Origin of the sequence: Klebsiella sp. CN_Kp113 (assembly GCF_040064585.1) — a bacterium.
In the GTDB taxonomy this organism is placed as follows: domain Bacteria; phylum Pseudomonadota; class Gammaproteobacteria; order Enterobacterales; family Enterobacteriaceae; genus Klebsiella; species Klebsiella michiganensis.
The window spans coordinates 1-20,025 of record NZ_JBEAID010000074.1; the positions used below are offsets into that span (position 1 = coordinate 1).

Here is a 20,025-nt window from a genome sequence, read left to right on the forward strand (position 1 = left end):
CGCTGAACCCGTAGCCCGGGCAAGGCGCTTTGCGCCGCCCCCGGGAGCGGTGTGCGGTGCGGCTGGATTTCCCGGAAACGATGCTGCCCATCTGTAAGGACGACAGATGCAAAAAAGCCTGCTCGTTGAGCAGGCTTTTCAAATTTGGTCGGTGATAGAGGATAACTCGCCACTACGTGACTCGCCCTGCGGGCCGTTGCTGTCGCAACGTTCTCTCGCTCCGCTCGAGTCGAACCTCTACCCCCGGAGGTTCTCATCCTCACAAACCTCAGATGCAAAAAAGCCTGCTCGTTGAGCAGGCTTTTCGAATTTGGTCGGTGATAGAGGATTCGAACCTCCGACCCCTTCGTCCCGAACGAAGTGCGCTACCAGGCTGCGCCAATCACCGAATGCGGGCGCATCTTACTGCTGCGATACACACCCGTCAATGCCTTATTATGAAAAAGTCGCTCAAGCGGCGAGAAACTCGCCACTCTGCTACTCCTTCTTCGCCGCAGCGTCAGGAACGTGGCACCAGTTGTTATATTGGTTAATCCCGCCGTCCGGCGAAGTATAGCCAAGACAGCCCATAATGGTGTCATACAGTTCTACGTGGCGGCGCGGCACCTTCATGGCCGCCTGCTGCTTCAGGCGCGCAAAAGAAGCTGCGTGGTCGGGCGACGCCAGATACTTATCCGACATCCACACCAGCATCGGCACGCGGAACTGCTCCGGCGGCGCCATCTTGCGCGGCGTACCGTGCAGGTGTTCGCGCTCGTTGATGGACTCGCCGTGATCGGCCGCATAGAAAACAATCGCCTTCTTGTCCCGCAGCTGATCCAGCACGCTGACGATAAAGTGATCGACGTAGGTCACGCTGTTATCGTACGAGTTAATCAGCTCAGCCTTCGAGCATTTATTATCGACGCCGACGCACTCCGGCTTCCACTGCGCAAAGCTGCGCGGATAGCGCTGGGTATAGTTAAAGTGCGATCCTTTGGTATGCAGAATAATCAGGTGCTTACCATTGGGATTCTTCGCCAGACCGCGCTTCATCTCATCCACCAGCAGCATATCGTCAACGCTCTTGCCGCGGTTACTCGGCTCAGCGCCAATCTGCTCGCGATAGGCGATATTGTTCGCCATCGTGTTGCTGTAGAACCACATCTCGCTCTGCATGGCGTACAGGTTGCCGGTAAAGCCGAGCTGGTGCAGGACGGCAAAGACGTTCTGTTCTTTCAGCGTCCGCTGCGGGTTATCATCCGCCCCGCCCTGACGAACGAACATACAGCGCAGCGACAGCTTCGTGGCGGTATCGCAGGAGTATCCGCGGAAAGCGACCAGGTTTTTCTCCTGCGCCAGCTTAGGCGTGGTATTGCGGCTATAGCCCAGGATGCCCATATGGTCCCAGCGGGTGGTTTCGCCGATGATAAACACCACGTAAGTATCATCCAGCCCTTGCGGCTCAACGTAGGTGAATTTTTTCGCCGGATTGATCAGGGATTTATTATCGGAAGACTCGTCCACCTGCGCCCACGCGTAAAGCCCCAGCGCTGATAGCCAGTTAGACGGCAGATAGGAGTTAGCCACCACCCCGCCATAGCTTGGCAGATCGACTTCGGAACTGCGCTCAAAGTTCTTCTGACGAACCTCCAGCAAGCGAATAGGGCCCCAGACCATCAGGCCAGCCAGCAGCACGATAGTAATATTCTTCATCCGCTGGCCGGGCGTACGAATTTGACGCAGCAGGGTGAAGCGACAGCGGTTGCTCCAGATAAGCACCAGCGGCAGCGCGCTCATCAGCACCAGCCAGAGAATCAGGTGCCAGCCGATAACCTCTCTGGACAAGTCGATGTCAGTGGTCATCACCGAGGCAATAATCCCGTAGCCGATCACCACATTCAGGAAGGTCATGTAATAGCTGGCGGCGGCGGAGAAGAGTACGACGATGGTCGCGAGAATACGCCAGACCCGGCGGCCAAACAGCGACAAAATACGCAGCAGAAAGAAGGTGACCAGAAAGGTCCCTATCAGCTCAACTGCACCTGAGAGTCCTTTCCAGATGGTAAACTCCTGAGCGTACCCCTCGAAGCGGCGGAAGAATACGGCGGCGTTCATAAACCAGCCGATGTACAGCGCCAGCCAGATACTGAGCTTCAGCTGCGTCATCGTTTTAATGTATTTCATGCAAAAAACCTGGAAAACGAAGAGATAAAACCGCCCGACTTAAGCGATATAAGTAAGCAGGTTAATAAAGTGCGTTTAGCTTGGTTATAAGAAACCTCTACAAAGCGCGATAAGTAGACCACAGCGGAAGGAAAAAGTATCAGGAGGGAATGTGATCCAACCAAACATTTACAAAACATTTGGTTGGATTGGCACTATTAGCTTAGGGAATTAATCATCGGGGCCGGGATAACACCCGGTTTCAGGCGTGAGCCTGGTGGTAAATTTCACTTTTCGGCTGACGAATCGTTGTCGAAAGCGCCAGAGAGAGAATCAGCAGCGCAAAGATGACGCAGAAGGTCACGTAGAAACCGCCGAACAGGGAAGCAATCAGCGAACCGCAGATGCTGCCGATACCAAAGCCGAGATAAATCACGCCGTAGTTTTTCGCCAGGTTATTGAGACCAAAGAACTCGCTGACCAGCGACGGGAAGACGGTAATCGTACCGCCGAAGTTAAAGGCCACGCAGGCGATAGCGGCGAAGAACGTCATGGCGTTCAGCGGAGCGAACAGCAGCGCCGCCATACCGATAAGCGAGACAACCTGTCCGATGGTAATCACCCGGATGCGGGACATTTTATCGGACAGAATGCCCAGAACCAGGCGCCCGCTCAGGTTAGCGATAGAGATCACCGTCACCGCGTTGGCAGCCGTCGCAACATCGAGGTGCACCATCCCCTGGGCGATATCTTTCGCCACGCCAATCACGTACAGGCCGCTCATGCAGGCGGTCAGGAACATCACCGCCAGCATCCAGTACTGAGGTTTACGCATCGATTCGGCGAGGGTGAAGTCGTTTTCGACGACGCCGTTGTTGGCGGTAGCGGTGTGGTTCGGCGCGTCTGTCATCAGCGTCGCGCCAAAAACGATCATCACCAGCACGATAGCGCCCCAGATAATAAAGGTTTTTTCCAGGCCGACCGTCGCCAGCAGATGGGAGTCAATAAATTTAAAACCCAGGCTGCCAAGCCCGTAAGCACCGATGGAAAAAGCCGAAATCAGTCCCTTACGTTCCGGGAACCATTTGACGCAGTTCGACAGCGTCAGCAAATAGCCAGCACCGTCGGCCAGCCCCACCAGCAGACCCGCGCTCAGCCACAGCATCATCAGGCTGTTTGAATGCGCGGTAAGGAAGAATCCGAGGCCCAGCAGGACGCCGGAAGCCATGGTGACGCGTTTAACGCCGAAACGTTCCTGTAATTTACCTGCCACGGATGAAGAGAGCGCCAGGCCGAGGCTTAACAGGCCGAATGAAAACGCCACCTGGCTTACCGGTTCGTCCAGCTTGGCGGAAAGCGAACTATTGAACAAACTCCATGTATAAACCGATCCCAGCGCAAATTGCGTAATGATAGTGCCGAGCAGCGTAAGCCAGCGGGTGTATTGACGGTTTGCAGCGTTCATAGCAGTTGTCCTGAATAATTAACTGCCGCCACCATAACGAAGTCCCCTGTAAGTCTGGGGAAAAAAGGCATGAGCTGCCGCTACCGCGGAATGAAATGCATTAAAGGCGGAATGAATGACATTGCAAAACATTCACGCCTTAACGATTTATCGAAAAGTTAGTGCCCGCTACCGCTGGAAGATGCGTCATTACTGTAATGATAAAGTAAATTAAACGTATCAACTATGCTACATATTTAGCCTGAATAACTCGAGTGGCAAATGGCGGCATGCCGCAGCCCCATCCGGGTGAGGCTCAGGGATGAGCCGAATCACAAGCGCCGCCAGCGTATCCGCAATAAATTAAAAATTGGCGCTCACGCCCATTAAATAGAGATAGTTTGCCCCGGTGGGTAAATTGTCCGCCTGGGATAGCGCCGCCCAGGCGGCAAGATGAGAGTTGAGCGACATATCTGCGCCCAGCGTCACGTCCCGCCAGGCACCGTCCTGAGCGCGGTTCGCCCCGCCGAAATCCGTCGTCAACTCCTGGTTATAGCTCACCTGAGCCCACGGATGTACGCCCCATAGCTTCTGATAATCGACCCGCCAGCCCAGCGTATTCACGTAACCGGTTCCGGCCGCATTGCGGGTAAGCGGCGGCGACGTCAGATCGGAATGTAAACTGGCGACCGGGCCGGACGTCATCCCCTCGGTCAGAGAGAAATTCCAGCCGACGCTCATACCGCGTGCGCTATCCACCGGGGAGACCGCCTGATTAAACGCCAGTCCGGAAGGATCGTCGGACGCATTTATCCGCTCCGCGAGAATATCTTCATAGCGCGGTTGGTGATCGCTGTCCCATGTATAGCGTTCCGCAGTATTACTTTTTGTATCGATAGCGATATATTCCTGTTGCCAGGCATTCGCACCGGCAACACACGACGCCCAGAGGGATACGCACGCCGGGACCAGGAATACCCGGAGGCCATTGCATTTCTTTATTATCATTAATGCGACTCCAAAAAGAGCCGAAACGGCAAGGTTGCTGTGTTTTTTTTATGGGTGTCCTATCCCTGCTTGGGGAATAATAACCCTGTATTAACTATTATCTTTATCTTTCAGCCGTCAAGTTGAACGACTGAGTTTTTATCACAAAAGGGAGAGACAGATGCAACGTTGCGGATGGGTCAGTCAGGATCCTTTATACATTGAGTACCACGATAAGGAGTGGGGCGTTGCTGAAAAGAATCCCCGCAAGCTGTTTGAGATGATATGTCTCGAAGGCCAGCAGGCCGGACTGTCGTGGATCACCGTGCTGAAAAAGCGTGAAAACTACCGCCGCGCTTTTCACCAGTTTGATCCGGTTCGCGTCGCGGCAATGGACGAAGAAGATATTGAACGTCTGGTTCTCGACGCCGGTATTATTCGCCATCGCGGTAAAATTCAGGCCATCATCGGCAACGCCCGCGCCTTCCTGGCGATGGAAAAAAATGGCGAACCTTTCGCAGATTTCGTCTGGTCATTCGTCGATAATCACCCCCAGGTGACGGCCGCCGCCACGCTGGCGGAGATCCCGACAACCACCCCGGCTTCTGACGCATTGTCGAAAGCGCTGAAAAAACGGGGCTTTAAGTTTGTCGGCTCCACTATCTGCTACTCCTTTATGCAGGCCTGCGGTCTGGTCAACGACCACGTCACCGACTGTTTCTGTCGCTCAGGAGGCCAGGATGATTCGTAACTGGGACGCTAACGAAACCGGCCCGCTGCTCGAACTGTGGCTTGAGAGTACGATCCACGCGCATCCGTTTATCGCCGAAAGCTACTGGCATGACAGCCTGGCGATAGTGCGCGACGTTTACCTGCCCTCCGCGCAAACCTGGGTATGGGAGCAGGACGGCGTGCTGAAGGGTTTTATCAGCGTGATGGAGTCACGCTTCATCGGCGCGCTGTTCGTCGCGCCGGATGCCGCCAGGCAGGGTATCGGCAGCGCGCTGATCGGCGAAGTCAAAAAACACTACGGTTGGCTAACCCTTGAGGTATACCAGAAAAACGTTCAGGCGGTGAATTTCTACCATGCGCAGGGCTTCCGCATTGAAGACTGCGCATGGCAGGATGAAACCCAGCATCCGACCTGGATTATGCATTGGTCGGCGGATCAAATGCCGTCAGCGTAAGCTCGGGCCCGGTATACTTTTCCAGCCAGGCCAGCGCCGTATTTCCGGCGCAGCCGTTACCCAGCCGCGATGTCGGAATATCTTTGGTCAGCACGTTCACCGCACCGTTTTTGCAGATCCCCGCCTGAGGGTCGAGATCGGGCCATGCTCCTTCGTGCAAGCAGATAACCCCGGGACGAATGCCGTCGGTCACTACCGCGCCGGCCAGCACCTGGCCGCGTGAATTCCATACCCGCACCAGATCGCCATCGGCGATATTGCGCGCCTGCGCATCGCGCGGATGAAGGGTTAACGGTTCACGACCCGCCACCGCGTACTGTTCGCGCAGCGACGTATGGTTGAGCTGGCTGTGGAGGCGGTGCGCCGGATGCGCTGACAGCACCTGGAGCTGGCCTTCCTGCGCATTGCCGTGCCATTCGTCCGGCTCCAGCCACATAGGGTGCGGCGGGCAATCCGGATAAGCAAACCCGGCGATGGTCGGCGAGTGAATTTCAATTTTACCGCTGGCGGTTTTCAGCGGATTCGCCTGCGGATCGGCCCTGAAGGCGGCAAAGCGGGCGAAGCGCGCGTTTTCAGGGTTCTCCGGCATTTCAATCAGCTGATTATCCTGCCAGAACTGGGCGAACGGCGGCAGCGTAACCTGCTGCGCCGCCCCGCGCTGGGCGGCAATCTGGTAAAACGTCTCCAGCCACTGCAGATCGTTTTTACCCTCGGTGAAGCGCTCCCGCCCGCCCGCTTCCCAGCGCTCGCTGAGGTCGGCGAAGACCTCGAAATCATCGCGCGCTTCATCGCGCGGCGCGACCACCCGCTTCATCGGCACCAGATGCTGGTTGCTGTAGTCGCCGGTCATGGTCATATCGTTGCGTTCAAATGAGGTCGTCGCGGGCAGCACGATATCGGCATGGCGCGCCGCGGCGGTCCAGAAGCATTCGGAAATGACGATAAGCTCCGGTTTTTGCCAGGCGCGGATCAGCCGGTTGGTATCCTGATGGTGGGTAAAGTTGGCGCCGCCCGCCCACCAGATAAAGCGGATATCCGGGAAGCGGCGTTCCATACCGTTATGTTGATAAGACGCTCCGGGATTTTCCAGCGCTTCAACGATACGCGCGACCGGGATTTTTTCCAATGCATCGGTCCCGCCCGCCACGCTGCCCTGCATTGAGGCCAGCACCGCCGCGCGGCGCGTAGGGTTGCCGCCGTTGGCAAAGTGATAGGAAAGGCCAAAGCCCCCGCCCTGGGTGCCTATCTGGCCGAGCATGGCGGCAAGGGTCACCAGCATCCAGTGTTTTTGTTCGCCAAACTGCTGGCGCTGCATTCCCCAGCCGGACATCAACATGGTGGTGTTTTCGTGGAAAAGTTGTGCCAGTTCGCGAATTTTCTCCGCGCTAATGCCGCAGATCGCCGCCGCCCATTCCGCCGTTTTTGCCGTTCCGTCGCTCTCCCCGGTCAGATAGCGGGCGAAAACGTCATAGCCGCTGGTGCAGCGGGCCAAAAACGCGTCATCCTGCCAGCCGTTTTCCACCAGCGTATGGGCGATACCGAGCATCAGCGCCACGTCGGTGCCCATATGCGGGGCGATCCACTCCGCCGCGTCGCCAAAGAATTCCGCCGTTTCCGATCGCATGGGATCGATGCAGATCACCCGCTTCCCACTCTGACGCAGACGATCGAACCACGGGATGCCCTGCTCATCGGAAGCGTTCCAGGCAATTTTTAGCGTATTTAATGGGTTAGCACTCCACAGCACCACGACATCGCTATGTTCCAACACCATTGGCCAGCTGGTCTGCTGCTGATAAACCTCATTACCGCCAACCACGTACGGCATGATCGCCTGGGCCGCGCCGGTAGAATAATCGCCCAGATGCCCGGTATAGCCGCCCGCCAGGCTCATATAGCGCTGGAGCAGCGTCGCCGCTTTGTGCAACACGCCATTTGAGCGCCAGCCGTAGGAGCCCGCAAAAATCGACGCCGGGCCGTAGCTTTCGCGAATGCGCCGGTGCTGGGCGTGAATCAGATCCAGCGCCTGCTCCCAGCTCACCCGCACAAACTCATCCTGCCCGCGCACGCCTTGTGGGCTTTCTGGCGAGGCGAGAAATCCCTTACGCACCATCGGATAACGTACGCGGGTTTTGCTATGCACCTGATCGCGCACTGCGGTTTGCAGCGAGTTGGGGAAAGGGGTATCAAGCGCCCCGCGCGAAGAGATGACGTTCTCGCCATCGGTTTCGACCAGCATTGGCCCCCAATGGGCTGCGGTCAGGATAGTTTTGGTAGCAGATGAGGTTGGCAATGCGGGCTCCTGGTCAGCGATAGCAGGTGTGGTGACGGCACGTTATTCAGCCGTTCAATGTTATTTACAAATTGAGATGCTCTCTGCGGAATTTTCTCCGGTTTCGGGCGTCATAATCAACCGTCACGGTCGCTGTGGCAAAGAATAAAAAGGATTAAGGAAATAAGATGAAAAAACGCGTACTCATGATTGCGGCTGTCGTTAACGGCGCACTGGCCATTTCTGGCTGTACCACCAATCCCTATACCGGGGAGCGCGAAGCGGGTAAATCCGGGATCGGCGCGGGCATTGGTTCGTTAGTCGGCGCAGGCGTTGGGGCGCTCTCCTCTTCCAAACATGACCGCGGCAAAGGCGCGCTGATCGGCGCGGCGGCCGGCGCGGCGCTGGGCGGCGGCATCGGTTACTATATGGACGTGCAGGAAGCGAAGCTGCGCGAGAAAATGCAGGGAACCGGCGTAAGCGTGACGCGAAACGGCGACAATATCGTGCTGAACATGCCGAACAATGTGACCTTCGACAGCAGCAGCGCCAACCTGAAACCCGCGGGCGCCAATACCCTCACCGGCGTGGCGATGGTGCTGAAAGAGTATGAGAAAACCGCCGTTAACGTAGTGGGTTATACCGACAGCACCGGCAGCCAGGATCTGAACATGCGCCTCTCTCAGCAGCGCGCGGAGAGCGTCGCCAGCGCGCTTATTACCCAGGGCGTGGCGGCTAATCGCATCCGCACAACCGGTATGGGCCCGGCGAACCCGATCGCCAGCAACAGCACGGCGGAAGGCAAAGCGCAGAACCGCCGCGTTGAAATTACCCTCAGCCCGCTGCAGTAATGCCCTCTTTGCCCGGCGACTCGCCGGGCAAAATGCTTGATATAGCGAATTTTCGCGCTAAGGTGTGTGCAGATTTCAGCAAAGGAAGCCACCATGGCGAAAGCGGCGCGAGCAACCATTAGCGATGTGGCGAAAGCCGCAAAGACCGGCAAAACCAGCATTTCACGCTATCTGAACGGCGAGAAGCATCTGCTTTCCGACGATCTGCTGGGGCGCATTGAAAAAGCCATTGCCGAGCTCGACTATCGTCCCAGCCTGATGGCCCGCGGCCTGAAGCATGGCCGCACCCGGCTGATCGGCCTGATCATCGCCGATATCACCAACCCCTACTCCGTCAACGTGCTCAGCGGCATTGAAGCCGCCTGTCGCGAAAAAGGATTTACCCTGCTGGTATGTAATACCAACAATGAGCTGGACCAGGAGCTGCACTATCTCGACCTGCTGCGCAGCTATCAGGTGGAGGGGATCGTGGTCAACGCGGTCGGGATGCGCGAGGACGGCCTCAACCGCCTGCAGCAGTCGGCGCTGCCGATGGTGCTTATCGACCGCAAAATTCCGGAATTCGCCTGCGATGTCGTCGGCCTCGATAATACCCAGGCCGCCACCACCGCCACCGAACACCTGGTAGAAAAAGGCTTCGAAGCCCTGCTGTTCCTTAGCGAACCCCTCGGCTCGGTCAATACCCGCCGCGAGCGCCTGAGCGCGTTTCGCCAGACCCTCCTGCGCCATACCGGTATTGTCGCGGAAAACGCCGAAGTACCGTTGAACGATGGCGCGATGCTGGATAACGTCCTGCGTCACTTCCACTCCCACCATCGCGGCATGCGCAAGGCGGTGATTTCCGCCAACGGCGCGCTGACCCTGCAAGTGGCACGCTCCCTTAAACGCGTTGGCCTGATTTGGGGCAGCGATATCGGCCTGCTGGGCTTCGATGAACTGGAGTGGGCCGAGCTGGCGGGCGTGGGGATCACCACGCTCAAACAGCCGACCTGGCAGATTGGCTTCGCCGCCGTCGAGCAGGTGGTGCGTCGGATTGAAGGCAGCAACGACCCGGTCTGCGAACGGGTGTTTTCCGGCGAGCTGATCGTCAGAGGCTCCACCTCCCGCTAACGATCCTTCGTGATGGCGATCATAAATTAGACATCCTGGCCTTTGCTTTGGAACCGATACCATCTAGCGTAATAAACAACGCATCAGATTATCGTCGGGAGTATTGGGATGGCCAGAAAGATTATTGTCGTTACCGCCGCGTACGGGAATGACCATGTTAAAGCGCTGGGCGGGCAGTCCGCCGTCCTGCCATTTATCGCCGGCTCCGGCGCCGACGGCGTAGAGATCCGCCGGGAACTGTTCAGCGCGGATGAGCTGAACCACCTGCCGGAACTGGCCGCCGATATTGAGCGCCGCGGCCTGCTGGTTTGCTATTCCGCACCGGAAGCCCTGTTTACCGCTGACGGCTCGCTCAACCCGCGCCTCGCCGACTTTTTGCAGGAAGCGCAAACCCTTAACGCGCTGTGGCTGAAGCTCTCGCTGGGCCGCTTTACCCACCAAAACGATCTGGACACCCTGCGCGATATCCTGCGCGAGAGCGGCATGGCGCTGGTGGTGGAAAACGATCAAACCGACTGCGGCCAGCTGGCGCCGATGCAGCGCTTCAAGGCCGCCTGTCGGGTTAACCAGCTGCCGATCACCCTCACCTTTGATATGGGCAACTGGCTGTGGGTTGGCGACTCGCCGGAAGAGGCCGCGCGCCACCTGGCGCCTGCCGTCAGCTATATTCATGTAAAGGCGGCTGAGCCGCACCATTCGCAGTTTCGCGCCGTACCGCCGGATGAAGCGTCCGGGCGCTGGCTGGCGCTGCTCGACAATCTGCCCGCAGACGCCCCGCGCGGGATCGAATTTCCGCTGACTGGCCATGACCTGACGGCCGTGACCCGCCGCTACGTCAACCTGTTACGCGAGGATTAAGTTATGCAAAAAGCGTTAGATGTCATCACGATAGGCGAAGCCATGGCGATGTTTGTCGCCACCGAAACCGGCGAACTGGCTGAAGTAGAACATTTTATGAAGCGCGTGGCGGGCGCGGAACTGAACGTCGCGACCGGGCTGGCCCGCCTCGGCTTAAGCGTCGGCTGGGTAAGCCGCGTCGGCGCGGACAGCTTTGGCCGCTTCGTCCTCACCGCGCTGGCGAAAGAGGGGATCGACGCCCGCGGCGTGAGCACCGATGGCCGCTACGCTACCGGCTTTCAGCTGAAATCTAAAGTCGAAAATGGAACCGATCCCATCGTGGAATATTTTCGCAAAGGCTCTGCCGCCAGCCATCTGTCGCCGGATGATTTTAACGAATCATACTTCGCCAGCGCCCGTCACCTGCACTTAAGCGGCGTGGCCGCCGCGCTGTCGGAAAGCTCATACGCCCTGCTGGACCGCGCGGCGCGCACCATGAAAGCGCAGGGAAAAACGATTTCGTTCGACCCCAACCTGCGGCCCACGCTGTGGAAAAGCGAAGCCGAGATGATCGAGAAGCTTAATCGCCTTGCGTTTCAGGCCGACTGGGTTCTGCCGGGGTTGAAAGAAGGCATGATTCTGACCGGCCAGCAAACGCCGGAAGCCATTGCGGACTTTTATCTCAGCCACGGCGTTCGCGCGGTCATCATAAAAACCGGCTCCGACGGCGCCTGGTATAAAACCGCAGACGGCGAACAGGGGGCCGTTGCGGCGATAAAAGTGGATAACGTCGTCGATACCGTTGGCGCCGGCGATGGCTTTGCCGTCGGGGTGATTAGCGCCCTGCTGGAAGGAAAACCGCTGCCGCAGGCGGTGAAACGCGGAAACAAAATCGGCTCACTGGCCATTCAGGTCCAGGGCGATAGCGAAGGCTTACCCACGCGTGAGGCGCTGGGCGAGTAAGCAGATTCAGCACAACGTCAGGCCGTTCTGTACCCTACATGCAGCGCGGCGTAACGGATCTTTTCTATGATGAGCGTCACCTCACTCACAGAGGCAAACCTATGAATAGTTCGACGAATGCAACAAAACGCTGGTGGTACATCATGCCTATCGTGTTTATCACGTATAGCCTGGCATATCTCGACCGCGCTAACTTCAGCTTCGCTTCGGCGGCCGGTATTACTGAAGATCTGGGGATCACCAAAGGTATCTCCTCCCTGCTGGGGGCGCTGTTTTTCCTCGGCTACTTCTTCTTTCAGATCCCCGGCGCGATTTACGCCGAACGCCGCAGCGTACGCAAACTCATTTTTATCTGCCTGATCCTGTGGGGCGCCTGCGCCTCGCTGACCGGGATGGTGCACAATATTCCCGCGCTGGCGGCGATTCGCTTTATTCTCGGCGTCGTCGAGGCCGCGGTCATGCCGGCGATGCTGATTTACATCAGCAACTGGTTTACTAAATCTGAACGCTCTCGCGCCAATACCTTCCTGATCCTCGGCAACCCGGTGACGGTGCTGTGGATGTCGGTGGTGTCCGGTTACCTGATTCAGGCCTTCGGCTGGCGGGAAATGTTTATTATCGAAGGCGTTCCGGCGGTGATTTGGGCCTTCTGCTGGTGGGTGCTGGTAAAAGACAAACCTTCGCAGGTCAACTGGCTGGCGGAAAGCGAAAAAGCCGCGTTGCAGGAGCAGCTGGAGCGTGAACAGCAGGGAATCAAACCGGTGCGCAACTACGGCGAAGCCTTCCGCTCGCGCAACGTTGTCCTGCTGTGCATGCAGTATTTCGCGTGGAGCATCGGGGTTTACGGTTTCGTTCTGTGGCTGCCGTCAATTATCCGCAGCGGCGGCGAGAATATGGGCATGGTCGAGGTCGGCTGGCTCTCATCCGTCCCCTATCTGGCGGCGACCATCGCGATGATCGTGGTCTCCTGGGCCTCCGATAAAATGCAGAACCGCAAGCTGTTTGTCTGGCCGCTGCTGCTGATTGCCGCCTTCGCCTTTATTGGTTCCTGGGCCGTTGGCGCCAACCATTTCTGGGTCTCTTATACCCTGCTGGTGATTGCCGGCGCGGCGATGTACGCCCCCTACGGACCGTTCTTCGCCATCATTCCTGAGATGCTGCCGCGCAACGTCGCCGGAGGCGCCATGGCCCTGATTAACAGCATGGGCGCGCTGGGTTCGTTCTTCGGCTCATGGTTTGTCGGTTACCTGAACGGCACCACCGGCAGCCCCGCAGCCTCGTACATTTTCATGGGAGTGGCGCTTTTCGTCTCGGTATGGCTTACTTTGATTGTTAAGCCTGCTAATAATCAAAAACTTCCGCTCGGCGCACGTCACGCCTGAAACCTTAACGCAACGGAGAACCGCATGAAGCCGTCAGTCATTCTCTACAAAACGCTTCCCGACGACCTGCAACAGCGTCTGGAACAACACTTTACCGTCACCCAGGTGAAAAACCTGCGTCCGGAGACCGTTTCACAGCACGCCGACGCGTTCGCTGAAGCGGTAGGTCTGCTGGGTTCCAGCGAAAAAGTCGATACCGCGTTACTGGAGAAAATGCCCAAGCTTCGTGCGACCTCGACCATCTCCGTCGGCTATGACAACTTCGACGTCGATGCGCTGAATGCGCGTAAAGTGCTGCTGATGCACACCCCGACGGTACTGACCGAGACCGTCGCCGATACCGTGATGGCGCTGGTATTGAGCACCGCGCGTCGGGTGGTTGAGGTGGCTAACCGCGTGAAGGCCGGCGAGTGGACCAAAAGCATCGGTCCGGACTGGTTTGGCAACGATGTGCACCATAAAACCCTCGGTATCGTCGGTATGGGGCGTATCGGGATGGCGCTTGCCCAGCGCGCCCACGCGGGCTTTGGTATGCCGATCCTCTACAACGCCCGCCGCCAGCACCCTCAGGCAGAAGAGCGCTTCAACGCCCGCTACTGCGATCTCGATACCCTGCTGGAGGAAGCGGATTTTGTCTGTCTGATCCTGCCGCTGACCGACGAGACTCATCATCTGTTCGGCAAAGCGCAGTTTGCCAAAATGAAGCCCTCGGCCATCTTTATTAACGCCGGGCGCGGCCCGGTGGTGGATGAGAAAGCGCTGATTGCCGCACTGCAGGAAGGTGAAATTCATGCCGCCGGCCTCGACGTTTTCGAACAAGAGCCGCTGGCGAAAGACTCCCCGCTGCTGAATATGCCAAACGTGGTCGCCGTGCCGCATATTGGCTCGGCCACGCATGAAACCCGCTATAACATGGCGGCCTGCGCGGTGGATAATCTGATTGATGCCCTGAACGGCAACGTTGAGAAGAACTGCGTGAATCCGCAGGTGAAGTGAGAAGTGAAAAAAGAAAACCCGGGCTAAGGTGAAGCCTTGCCCGGGCTGTCAGAGCCGTTAACGCGTCGCGTTAACTGCCGCGGTCCACGCCTGATTAAAGGCCTGGTGCTGAGCGGCCAGCGGCCCAATCAGCGTATTGTACTGACTGGCCTGCTGCGAAGTCGGGAACTGAATACCGTTCGCCACAAAGCTGACCTGGGTTTCTTGCTGAGCGATAAAATCACCCACCTGCACCAGCTGTTGGGTAAATACCTGCGCTGCCGGAATTAACGGCTGTAGCGCATTCGCCGGCGCCGTCACGACTTTGTTATAGACCTGGTCGAAGACCGGCTTGAGATCGTCGCCCTGTTTCAGCGCGCCGTGGGCGGCATCCGCCTGTATTTTTGCGTTCTCCAGCTGCTGGCTCAGTACGCCCAAAGCGCCGTTTGCCTGACGCAGCGGTTCGCGCTGGGTAACATAATCCTGCGGTACGCGGATCGCGTTCACGCTATCAACCACCGGACGCAAACCCGCATCCATCGCCTGGCTTACCTGCTGTGAATAGCCGTAAATCACCGCGTAATCGGAAACGAAAGGCCCGAACTGTTTTTTCTGATCGGCGGTCAGCGTCGGCAGACGTTCGCCGCTACGCATTGCCGTATTTTGCAGGAAGTCGATAAACGCTTTGCGCTGATCGCCTTCTTTATCAAAACACCCACTCAGGCTAACCACCATTAACAGGGCCGCAATAGCCGCAAACCAGCGAGAGCAGGACTTTCCTGTCGCCATTTTTTTACTCCTTTCAGCCAAAAAAAGCGCAAACAGACACACACGTGCCAGACGCTGACAAGGATAGTCCAGGTCGGCCTTGCAGGATACCTTTTCCTGACAATCTTCCTCCCTGAAAGCCGGTTTTTTAGCGTTTTAGCGGCCAGTCGCGTCGGCTGTTAAGTTCATCACAATTACCGCTATCATCCAGTATTCGGCTGAAACGCTTAACAAATTGATTTTGTTATTATTAATCTATTCTCTCTTCTGCACGGGTCGCAAAGTGGACGATAATCGCACGCTTCCCTTTTCGCCTGCATTGCCTGAACCGCCGTTCGATGATTTTATTAAATGAGCGATTAACGGCTTTTTGTTCGATAATCGCACAAACAACATCAACGACCGCGAGGGAGATAACAATAATCTATCTCTGTCCCCCGCTCTGCCTGCCAGGAATGCCGCATGAAGAAAACAACCATCGATATTCAGGCTTTTATCAATGAACATCCCTTCACGAAATACCAGTGGATGATTCTGGCCTTATGTTTTATCACCGTCGCGATGGACGGATTCGATACCGCGATAATCGGCTTTATCGCCTCTGACCTGGTGCAGGAATGGGGCGTCGAAAAATCGGCGTTAGGCCCGGTCATGAGCGCCGCCTTAGTCGGGCTCGCGGTCGGTGCGCTGACCGCCGGACCGCTCGCCGACCGCGTTGGGCGGAAAAAAGTTCTGATTATGTCCATCGTGGTTTTCGGTGGCTTCAGCCTGCTGACCGCCTTTGCTACCAGCCTTAACCAGCTGACGTTGCTGCGTTTTCTTACCGGCCTTGGCCTGGGCGCCGCCATGCCGAACGCCGCGACGCTGATGAGCGAATACGCCCCAGAGCGGCGTAGGGCTCTGATGGTTAACCTGATGTTCGTCGGCTTTCCGATGGGCTCCTCGCTGGGCGGCTTCCTCTCCGCCTGGATGATCCCCCATTACGGCTGGCAAAGCGTGCTGGTGCTTGGCGGCGTGATGCCGCTGCTGCTGGCGGTAGTGCTGATCTTTCTTCTGCCGGAATCCGCGCGCTATATGGTGGTCAAACGCCAGCCTGCCCAGCGTATCGCCGCGATCCTGCGCCGCATCGCGCCTGTTCCCGAGCAGGCGGAATTTGAACTACGCGAAGCGGGCCAGGTAAAGGAGAAATCGTCCATCGGCGTGATTTTCTCACCGCGCTACGCCGTCGGCACCGTCATGCTGTGCCTGACCTACTTTATGGGCCTGCTGATCTTCTATTTGCTGACCAGCTGGCTGCCGCTGCTCATCCGCGAAACCGGCGCGACGATGAGCCAGGCCTCTATTATCACCGCGCTGTTCCCGCTGGGTGGCGGGATTGGCGTGCTTATCCTCGGCGCGCTGATGGATAAGCTCAACCCAAACAAAGTGGTGGCCGTGGGCTGGCTGCTGACCGGCGTGTTCGTTTGTCTGGTTGGTTTCTCGACCCATAACCTGCTGCTGATGGGGATAATGGTATTTATCGCCGGCAGCATTATGAACGGCGCGCAATCATCAATGCCTGCGCTGGCCGCCGGTTTCTATCCCACCCAGGGACGCGCGACCGGCGTGGCCTGGATGTTAGGGATTGGTCGATTTGGCGGCATTCTCGGCGCCTTTAGCGGTGCGTTCCTGATGCAGGCCCAGCTCTCTTTCGAAACAATTTTCTCCTTGCTGGCAATCCCGGCCTTCCTGTCGGCCACCGCGCTGCTGGTCAAATATAAGCTTGGCCAACGGCAACCTCCGGCGGCCCAGGGTGAAGTGGAGAAGCTCCAAAAGGCGTAACTCACCGGCCAGCGGGCGCGCGCTGGCCTTTTCCGCTTTTCTTCTTATCTGTTTACAATAATTTGCTTATCGGCTCTCTCTATTACTTTTCAGCATGTTATATCGCCCGACGCGGCGCGAAAGAACCTCGGGTGATAAATAATTACCAGGGTAAGCATTCCTGGCCTTTTTTTCCGACTATTCTTAAGAGGCTCTACATAATTCACCCTCCGCCGTATGAAAGAGAGGAGTTCTCAATGGAATATAAAGATCCTGCATTTGAACTGCTGAGCAACCTTGAACAAATTATTTTTAAAGATCAGGCTCAGGCGGCCTCGCTGACGCGTAAGCCCGCCGCATGCATTGAATTTGACCAGCTACGCAAAGGTACCGGGCTGAAAATAGATGATTTTGCCAACGCCATGGGCGTCAGCGTAGCAATGGTACAAGAGTGGGAATCGAGACGCGTAAGGCCTTCTCCCACAGAGCTTAAGCTGATGCGCCTGATCCAGGCGAATCCGCAGCTTTCAAGACAGCTTATTGATTCATAATTTTAGCGTTTATGGGTTTCGGCTAGCGGTCCTGCCAAAGGACCGTTTTCATGCCAACGAAAAAAAAGTTTGCTATCACAACGTGAACATGCGTTAATGCTCGCAGGTTTGAAGTAAAGACCACAGAGCATTCGAATAGAGCAGTCCTTCAAAGGTTATCCGTTGATACCCCGGTAGTGAACTTTCCCTTTATCGCTTTAAATCTGTAGTCCAGACCGTAACGCCGCAAGGCTCATTTATTTTTTTAAAGGTAATTCACTATGTCCGGTAAAATGACTGGTATCGTAAAATGGTTCAACGCTGACAAAGGCTTTGGCTTCATCACTCCTGACGATGGTTCTAAAGACGTGTTCGTACACTTCTCTGCTATCCAGAACGAAGGCTACAAATCTCTGGACGAAGGTCAGAAAGTTTCCTTCACCATCGAAAGCGGCGCTAAAGGCCCGGCAGCTGGCAACGTAACCAGCCTGTAAGCTTAAAAAGCTCAAAATTATTAAGTCCCTGCCAAACGGCGGGGATTTTTTTATTTGCGCCTTAAGTCACCGCCATCCATCGATGGCGGTTTTTTGCATTTATAGCCTCTCAACGCTCCAGCCCTCTTCCCGCCATGCCAGGCAATGGGTCAGCTTCAGCGCCCGTAAAAAAGCTTCATCATGCGACACCACCAGCATCGCGCCGGGAAACTGTGCCAGCGCTTTTTCAATCGCCAGAGTGGACGCCAGGTCCAGATGGTTAGTGGGCTCATCCAACAGCAGCAGCTGCGTAGCCTCCCGTCGCCAGAGCACGCAGGCCAGCGCCGCTTTTAATCTTTCGCCTCCGCTCAGAACCGATAGCGGTAGATGGACTTTGTCCGCCCCCAGCTGTAGCTGCGCCAGCTGGCTGCGCAGCACACCTTCTTCTAAGGGCGTATCACCGAGATTCAGGTGCGCCATGACGGACAATGACAGGTCCAGCTGGCTCAGATGCTGATCCAGATACGCCGCGTTGACCGATAAGCGGCAGCTTCCTGAGAGCGGCGGCTGCAGGCCCAGCAGCGTTTTAAGCAACGTTGTTTTACCGCAGCCGTTAGGGCCGCGCAGCGCCACGCGCATCGGCCCATCTATACGCCAGTCCAGCGCTGCCATCGGTGAATGGGTCAGCCGCAACGCGTCCAGCTCCAGCACCTGCTTTCCCGCAGCGACCTGGCTACCGGGCAGAGTAAACATCACCGGGTTGTCTTCCTCTACCCGCTCACGCGCCTGCTCTATCGCATCGTTGAGGATGCTGCTTTGTTCACGATGCTGGCGCTTAAGGGTGCCGGGACGCTCTTTTGCCGCCCCTTTCCAGGCAACACGCTCAAATGAAGCGATATTGAGCGTGTCGATAGTGCGCAACGTCTGCGCCGAGCGGCGCCGGCAGGCATCGTGCTCTTTTTGCATCCGCGCCCGGGTTCGTCGCCTTTCAGTAACCGCATGCTCCAGCGCGGCGCGAGCCGCCTGCTGCTCCAGCTCACGCTGCTGCTGATAATCCACATAATTGCCGCCGTAGCTGCGCAAAGCCGCGGATGCCAGCTCGAGGATGCGCGGCATTTGGGTCAGTAGCTCCCGATCGTGGCTGGCGATCAACGCCCCTCCTCGCCATTGCTCAAGCTGCTGATATAGCCACGCGCGGCCTTGTCGGTCGAGATGGTTGGTGGGTTCGTCAAGCAGGAGGAAATCCGCGTCGGACAGGAACGCTCCGCACAGCTGCGCCTTCACTCTTTCCCCGCCGCTCATCGAAGAGGCGAGCCGTCCGGGGGAAAATTCTCCTAAGCCAGCGGCCTGGAATCCTGCATTCAGGCGCTCCGGGAGATCCCAAAAGCCATCAAGACGTTCAAGATCGTCGGCTCGCCCTTCGCCCCGTTCAAGACGAGCCAGAGCAGAAAAAACGAATTCGACGCCAAGCCATTCCGCCAGCGTCGTATCAGGAAACATGACATGCTGCTGAGCAACGTAGCTCACCGAAGCCACACGTTCGATATGGCCGCTCGACGGCGAGTCCAGGCCCGCCAGCAAACGCAATAATCGGGTTTTACCGACGCCATTGCGCCCGACAAGCCCGCAGAGGGTGCCTTCCAGCGATAAATTCAGCGGACCAAAAAGCGTATCTCCCGTCGCTAACTGACAGGTGACCTGATGCAAAAGAAAAGAGGGGGACCGGGCACAATGAGCCATAAGCACTCCTGAATGAAATCAATACCTCCCCTGCTCGCAAATAGCGCGAAGCAAGGCGTGAAATTCATCAGTCGTGTTTGTTCATTTGGCGCGTGCTCTCCGGTGAGACGAGGGATTCGTCGGGCCATAGGATAGCCATACCCCGGTATACATTTCAAGCCTGTTTTTTCGACTGGCCGTGAATCCGGAAAAAAAGCCTCCTGGTTTCAGGAGGCGAAATAATGATTTCATGAAAAAAACAGGGTGCTATAAGAATGCTTAACGCCGTAAGAATGGCGGAGATCGCTCTCCGCCACCGTCTCTTACGTTTTAATCCCACAGGCTAAGAACGCCACCAGCTCAATATTCCCCTGCCTGAGCTGTAATTCACACAGCGAATCACGCACCATCCAGGTAAATAATAAAATAGTGAAGCAAATCACTATTAAGCTAAACAACAGATACTTTTGCGGCATTCCTCGCCTCCCGTGTTGATTTTCAACAGGTAAGAGGCTACTCTTATGGTGTTCATGCATAGGGGAGCCTCACTTTGATTTATCATCAGGTGGGGCTTTTCTCTGT

General features: G+C 56.8%; 18 protein-coding genes, 1 tRNA gene and 1 other RNA gene. 11 read left to right on the forward strand and 9 right to left on the reverse strand.

Annotated features, from left to right (window positions below; translation table 11 throughout):
* Positions 1-145 precede the first annotated feature (145 nt).
* The 5 genes from ABLV30_RS28825 to ABLV30_RS28845 all read right to left on the reverse strand — a co-directional run bounded on the left by ABLV30_RS28825 (position 146) and on the right by ABLV30_RS28845 (position 4,597).
* Positions 146-277: non-coding RNA, RtT sRNA (locus tag ABLV30_RS28825), on the reverse strand.
* Positions 278-311: 34 nt separating this feature from the next.
* A tRNA-Pro gene (locus ABLV30_RS28830) sits at positions 312-388 on the reverse strand.
* A gap of 89 nt (positions 389-477) precedes the next feature.
* A complete protein-coding gene (eptB, locus tag ABLV30_RS28835) occupies positions 478-2,166 on the reverse strand; it encodes a kdo(2)-lipid A phosphoethanolamine 7''-transferase (RefSeq protein WP_004855325.1) in 1,689 nt (562 codons plus the stop codon).
* Between the two features lie 241 nt (positions 2,167-2,407).
* Complete coding sequence (locus tag ABLV30_RS28840) at positions 2,408-3,610, reverse strand: MFS transporter (protein ID WP_014227191.1); 1,203 nt, start codon at positions 3,608-3,610, stop codon at positions 2,408-2,410.
* A gap of 342 nt (positions 3,611-3,952) precedes the next feature.
* On the reverse strand, positions 3,953-4,597 hold the full coding sequence (locus ABLV30_RS28845; RefSeq protein WP_064357660.1) for a hypothetical protein: 645 nt from the start codon (positions 4,595-4,597) through the stop codon (positions 3,953-3,955).
* A gap of 160 nt (positions 4,598-4,757) precedes the next feature.
* On the opposite strand from ABLV30_RS28845, the gene tag reads away from it, so the two are divergent.
* Together tag and ABLV30_RS28855 are read left to right on the forward strand one after the other, a co-directional pair.
* Positions 4,758-5,327: a DNA-3-methyladenine glycosylase I gene (gene tag / locus ABLV30_RS28850; protein ID WP_265801681.1), complete on the forward strand. Its 570-nt coding sequence runs from the start codon at positions 4,758-4,760 to the stop codon at positions 5,325-5,327.
* Positions 5,317-5,763, forward strand: a complete 447-nt coding sequence (locus tag ABLV30_RS28855) for an N-acetyltransferase (protein ID WP_004137819.1) — start codon at positions 5,317-5,319, stop codon at positions 5,761-5,763. The genes tag and ABLV30_RS28855 overlap by 11 nt, the downstream gene beginning before the upstream one ends.
* Here ABLV30_RS28855 and ABLV30_RS28860 read toward each other — a convergent pair.
* Positions 5,726-8,056 carry a molybdopterin guanine dinucleotide-containing S/N-oxide reductase gene (locus ABLV30_RS28860; RefSeq protein ID WP_265801679.1) on the reverse strand — a complete coding sequence of 777 codons (2,331 nt, stop codon included), beginning with the start codon at positions 8,054-8,056 and terminating at the stop codon, positions 5,726-5,728. The two genes, ABLV30_RS28855 and ABLV30_RS28860, sit on opposite strands and share 38 nt — an antisense overlap.
* 167 nt (positions 8,057-8,223) lie before the next feature.
* Here ABLV30_RS28860 and ABLV30_RS28865 point away from each other — a divergent pair, with 167 nt between their 5' ends.
* The 6 genes from ABLV30_RS28865 (at position 8,224) to ghrB (ending at position 14,174) form a co-directional block, all read left to right on the forward strand.
* Complete coding sequence (locus ABLV30_RS28865; protein ID WP_265801678.1) at positions 8,224-8,886, forward strand: OmpA family lipoprotein; 663 nt, start codon at positions 8,224-8,226, stop codon at positions 8,884-8,886.
* A 93-nt stretch (positions 8,887-8,979) separates the two neighbouring features.
* Positions 8,980-9,996, forward strand: coding sequence for a LacI family DNA-binding transcriptional regulator (locus ABLV30_RS28870; protein ID WP_004855337.1), 1,017 nt, complete (start codon positions 8,980-8,982; stop codon positions 9,994-9,996).
* A 108-nt stretch (positions 9,997-10,104) separates the two neighbouring features.
* Positions 10,105-10,854 carry a sugar phosphate isomerase/epimerase gene (locus ABLV30_RS28875; RefSeq protein ID WP_038423829.1) on the forward strand — a complete coding sequence of 250 codons (750 nt, stop codon included), beginning with the start codon at positions 10,105-10,107 and terminating at the stop codon, positions 10,852-10,854.
* Between the two features lie 3 nt (positions 10,855-10,857).
* Positions 10,858-11,796 carry a sugar kinase gene (locus ABLV30_RS28880; RefSeq protein WP_048262701.1) on the forward strand — a complete coding sequence of 313 codons (939 nt, stop codon included), beginning with the start codon at positions 10,858-10,860 and terminating at the stop codon, positions 11,794-11,796.
* Between the two features lie 101 nt (positions 11,797-11,897).
* Positions 11,898-13,178 (forward strand): MFS transporter, encoded by a 1,281-nt coding sequence (locus tag ABLV30_RS28885; protein WP_004855346.1) that lies wholly within the window; start codon positions 11,898-11,900, stop codon positions 13,176-13,178.
* Between the two features lie 24 nt (positions 13,179-13,202).
* The gene (gene ghrB, locus ABLV30_RS28890; RefSeq protein WP_009652700.1) at positions 13,203-14,174 is read left to right on the forward strand and encodes a glyoxylate/hydroxypyruvate reductase GhrB; all 972 of its coding nucleotides are present in this window, start codon (positions 13,203-13,205) and stop codon (positions 14,172-14,174) included.
* Between the two features lie 57 nt (positions 14,175-14,231).
* On the opposite strand, the gene ABLV30_RS28895 is transcribed toward ghrB, so the two are convergent.
* Complete coding sequence (locus tag ABLV30_RS28895) at positions 14,232-14,942, reverse strand: DUF3053 domain-containing protein (protein WP_004126443.1); 711 nt, start codon at positions 14,940-14,942, stop codon at positions 14,232-14,234.
* A 441-nt stretch (positions 14,943-15,383) separates the two neighbouring features.
* Between ABLV30_RS28895 and ABLV30_RS28900 the strand changes: the two genes are divergently transcribed.
* The 3 genes from ABLV30_RS28900 (at position 15,384) to cspA (ending at position 17,745) form a co-directional block, all read left to right on the forward strand.
* The gene (locus tag ABLV30_RS28900; protein ID WP_004855352.1) at positions 15,384-16,742 is read left to right on the forward strand and encodes an MFS transporter; all 1,359 of its coding nucleotides are present in this window, start codon (positions 15,384-15,386) and stop codon (positions 16,740-16,742) included.
* Between the two features lie 236 nt (positions 16,743-16,978).
* Positions 16,979-17,272 (forward strand): HTH-type transcriptional regulator, encoded by a 294-nt coding sequence (locus ABLV30_RS28905; RefSeq protein ID WP_004106774.1) that lies wholly within the window; start codon positions 16,979-16,981, stop codon positions 17,270-17,272.
* Between the two features lie 260 nt (positions 17,273-17,532).
* Complete coding sequence (gene cspA / locus ABLV30_RS28910) at positions 17,533-17,745, forward strand: RNA chaperone/antiterminator CspA (protein ID WP_004126446.1); 213 nt, start codon at positions 17,533-17,535, stop codon at positions 17,743-17,745.
* Positions 17,746-17,844: 99 nt separating this feature from the next.
* Here cspA and ABLV30_RS28915 read toward each other — a convergent pair whose 3' ends face one another.
* Positions 17,845-19,464, reverse strand: a complete 1,620-nt coding sequence (locus ABLV30_RS28915) for an ATP-binding cassette domain-containing protein (RefSeq protein ID WP_064374929.1) — start codon at positions 19,462-19,464, stop codon at positions 17,845-17,847.
* Between the two features lie 302 nt (positions 19,465-19,766).
* The gene (gene hokA / locus ABLV30_RS28920) at positions 19,767-19,919 is read right to left on the reverse strand and encodes a type I toxin-antitoxin system toxin HokA (protein ID WP_004106778.1); all 153 of its coding nucleotides are present in this window, start codon (positions 19,917-19,919) and stop codon (positions 19,767-19,769) included.
* Positions 19,920-20,025: the final 106 nt, after the last annotated feature.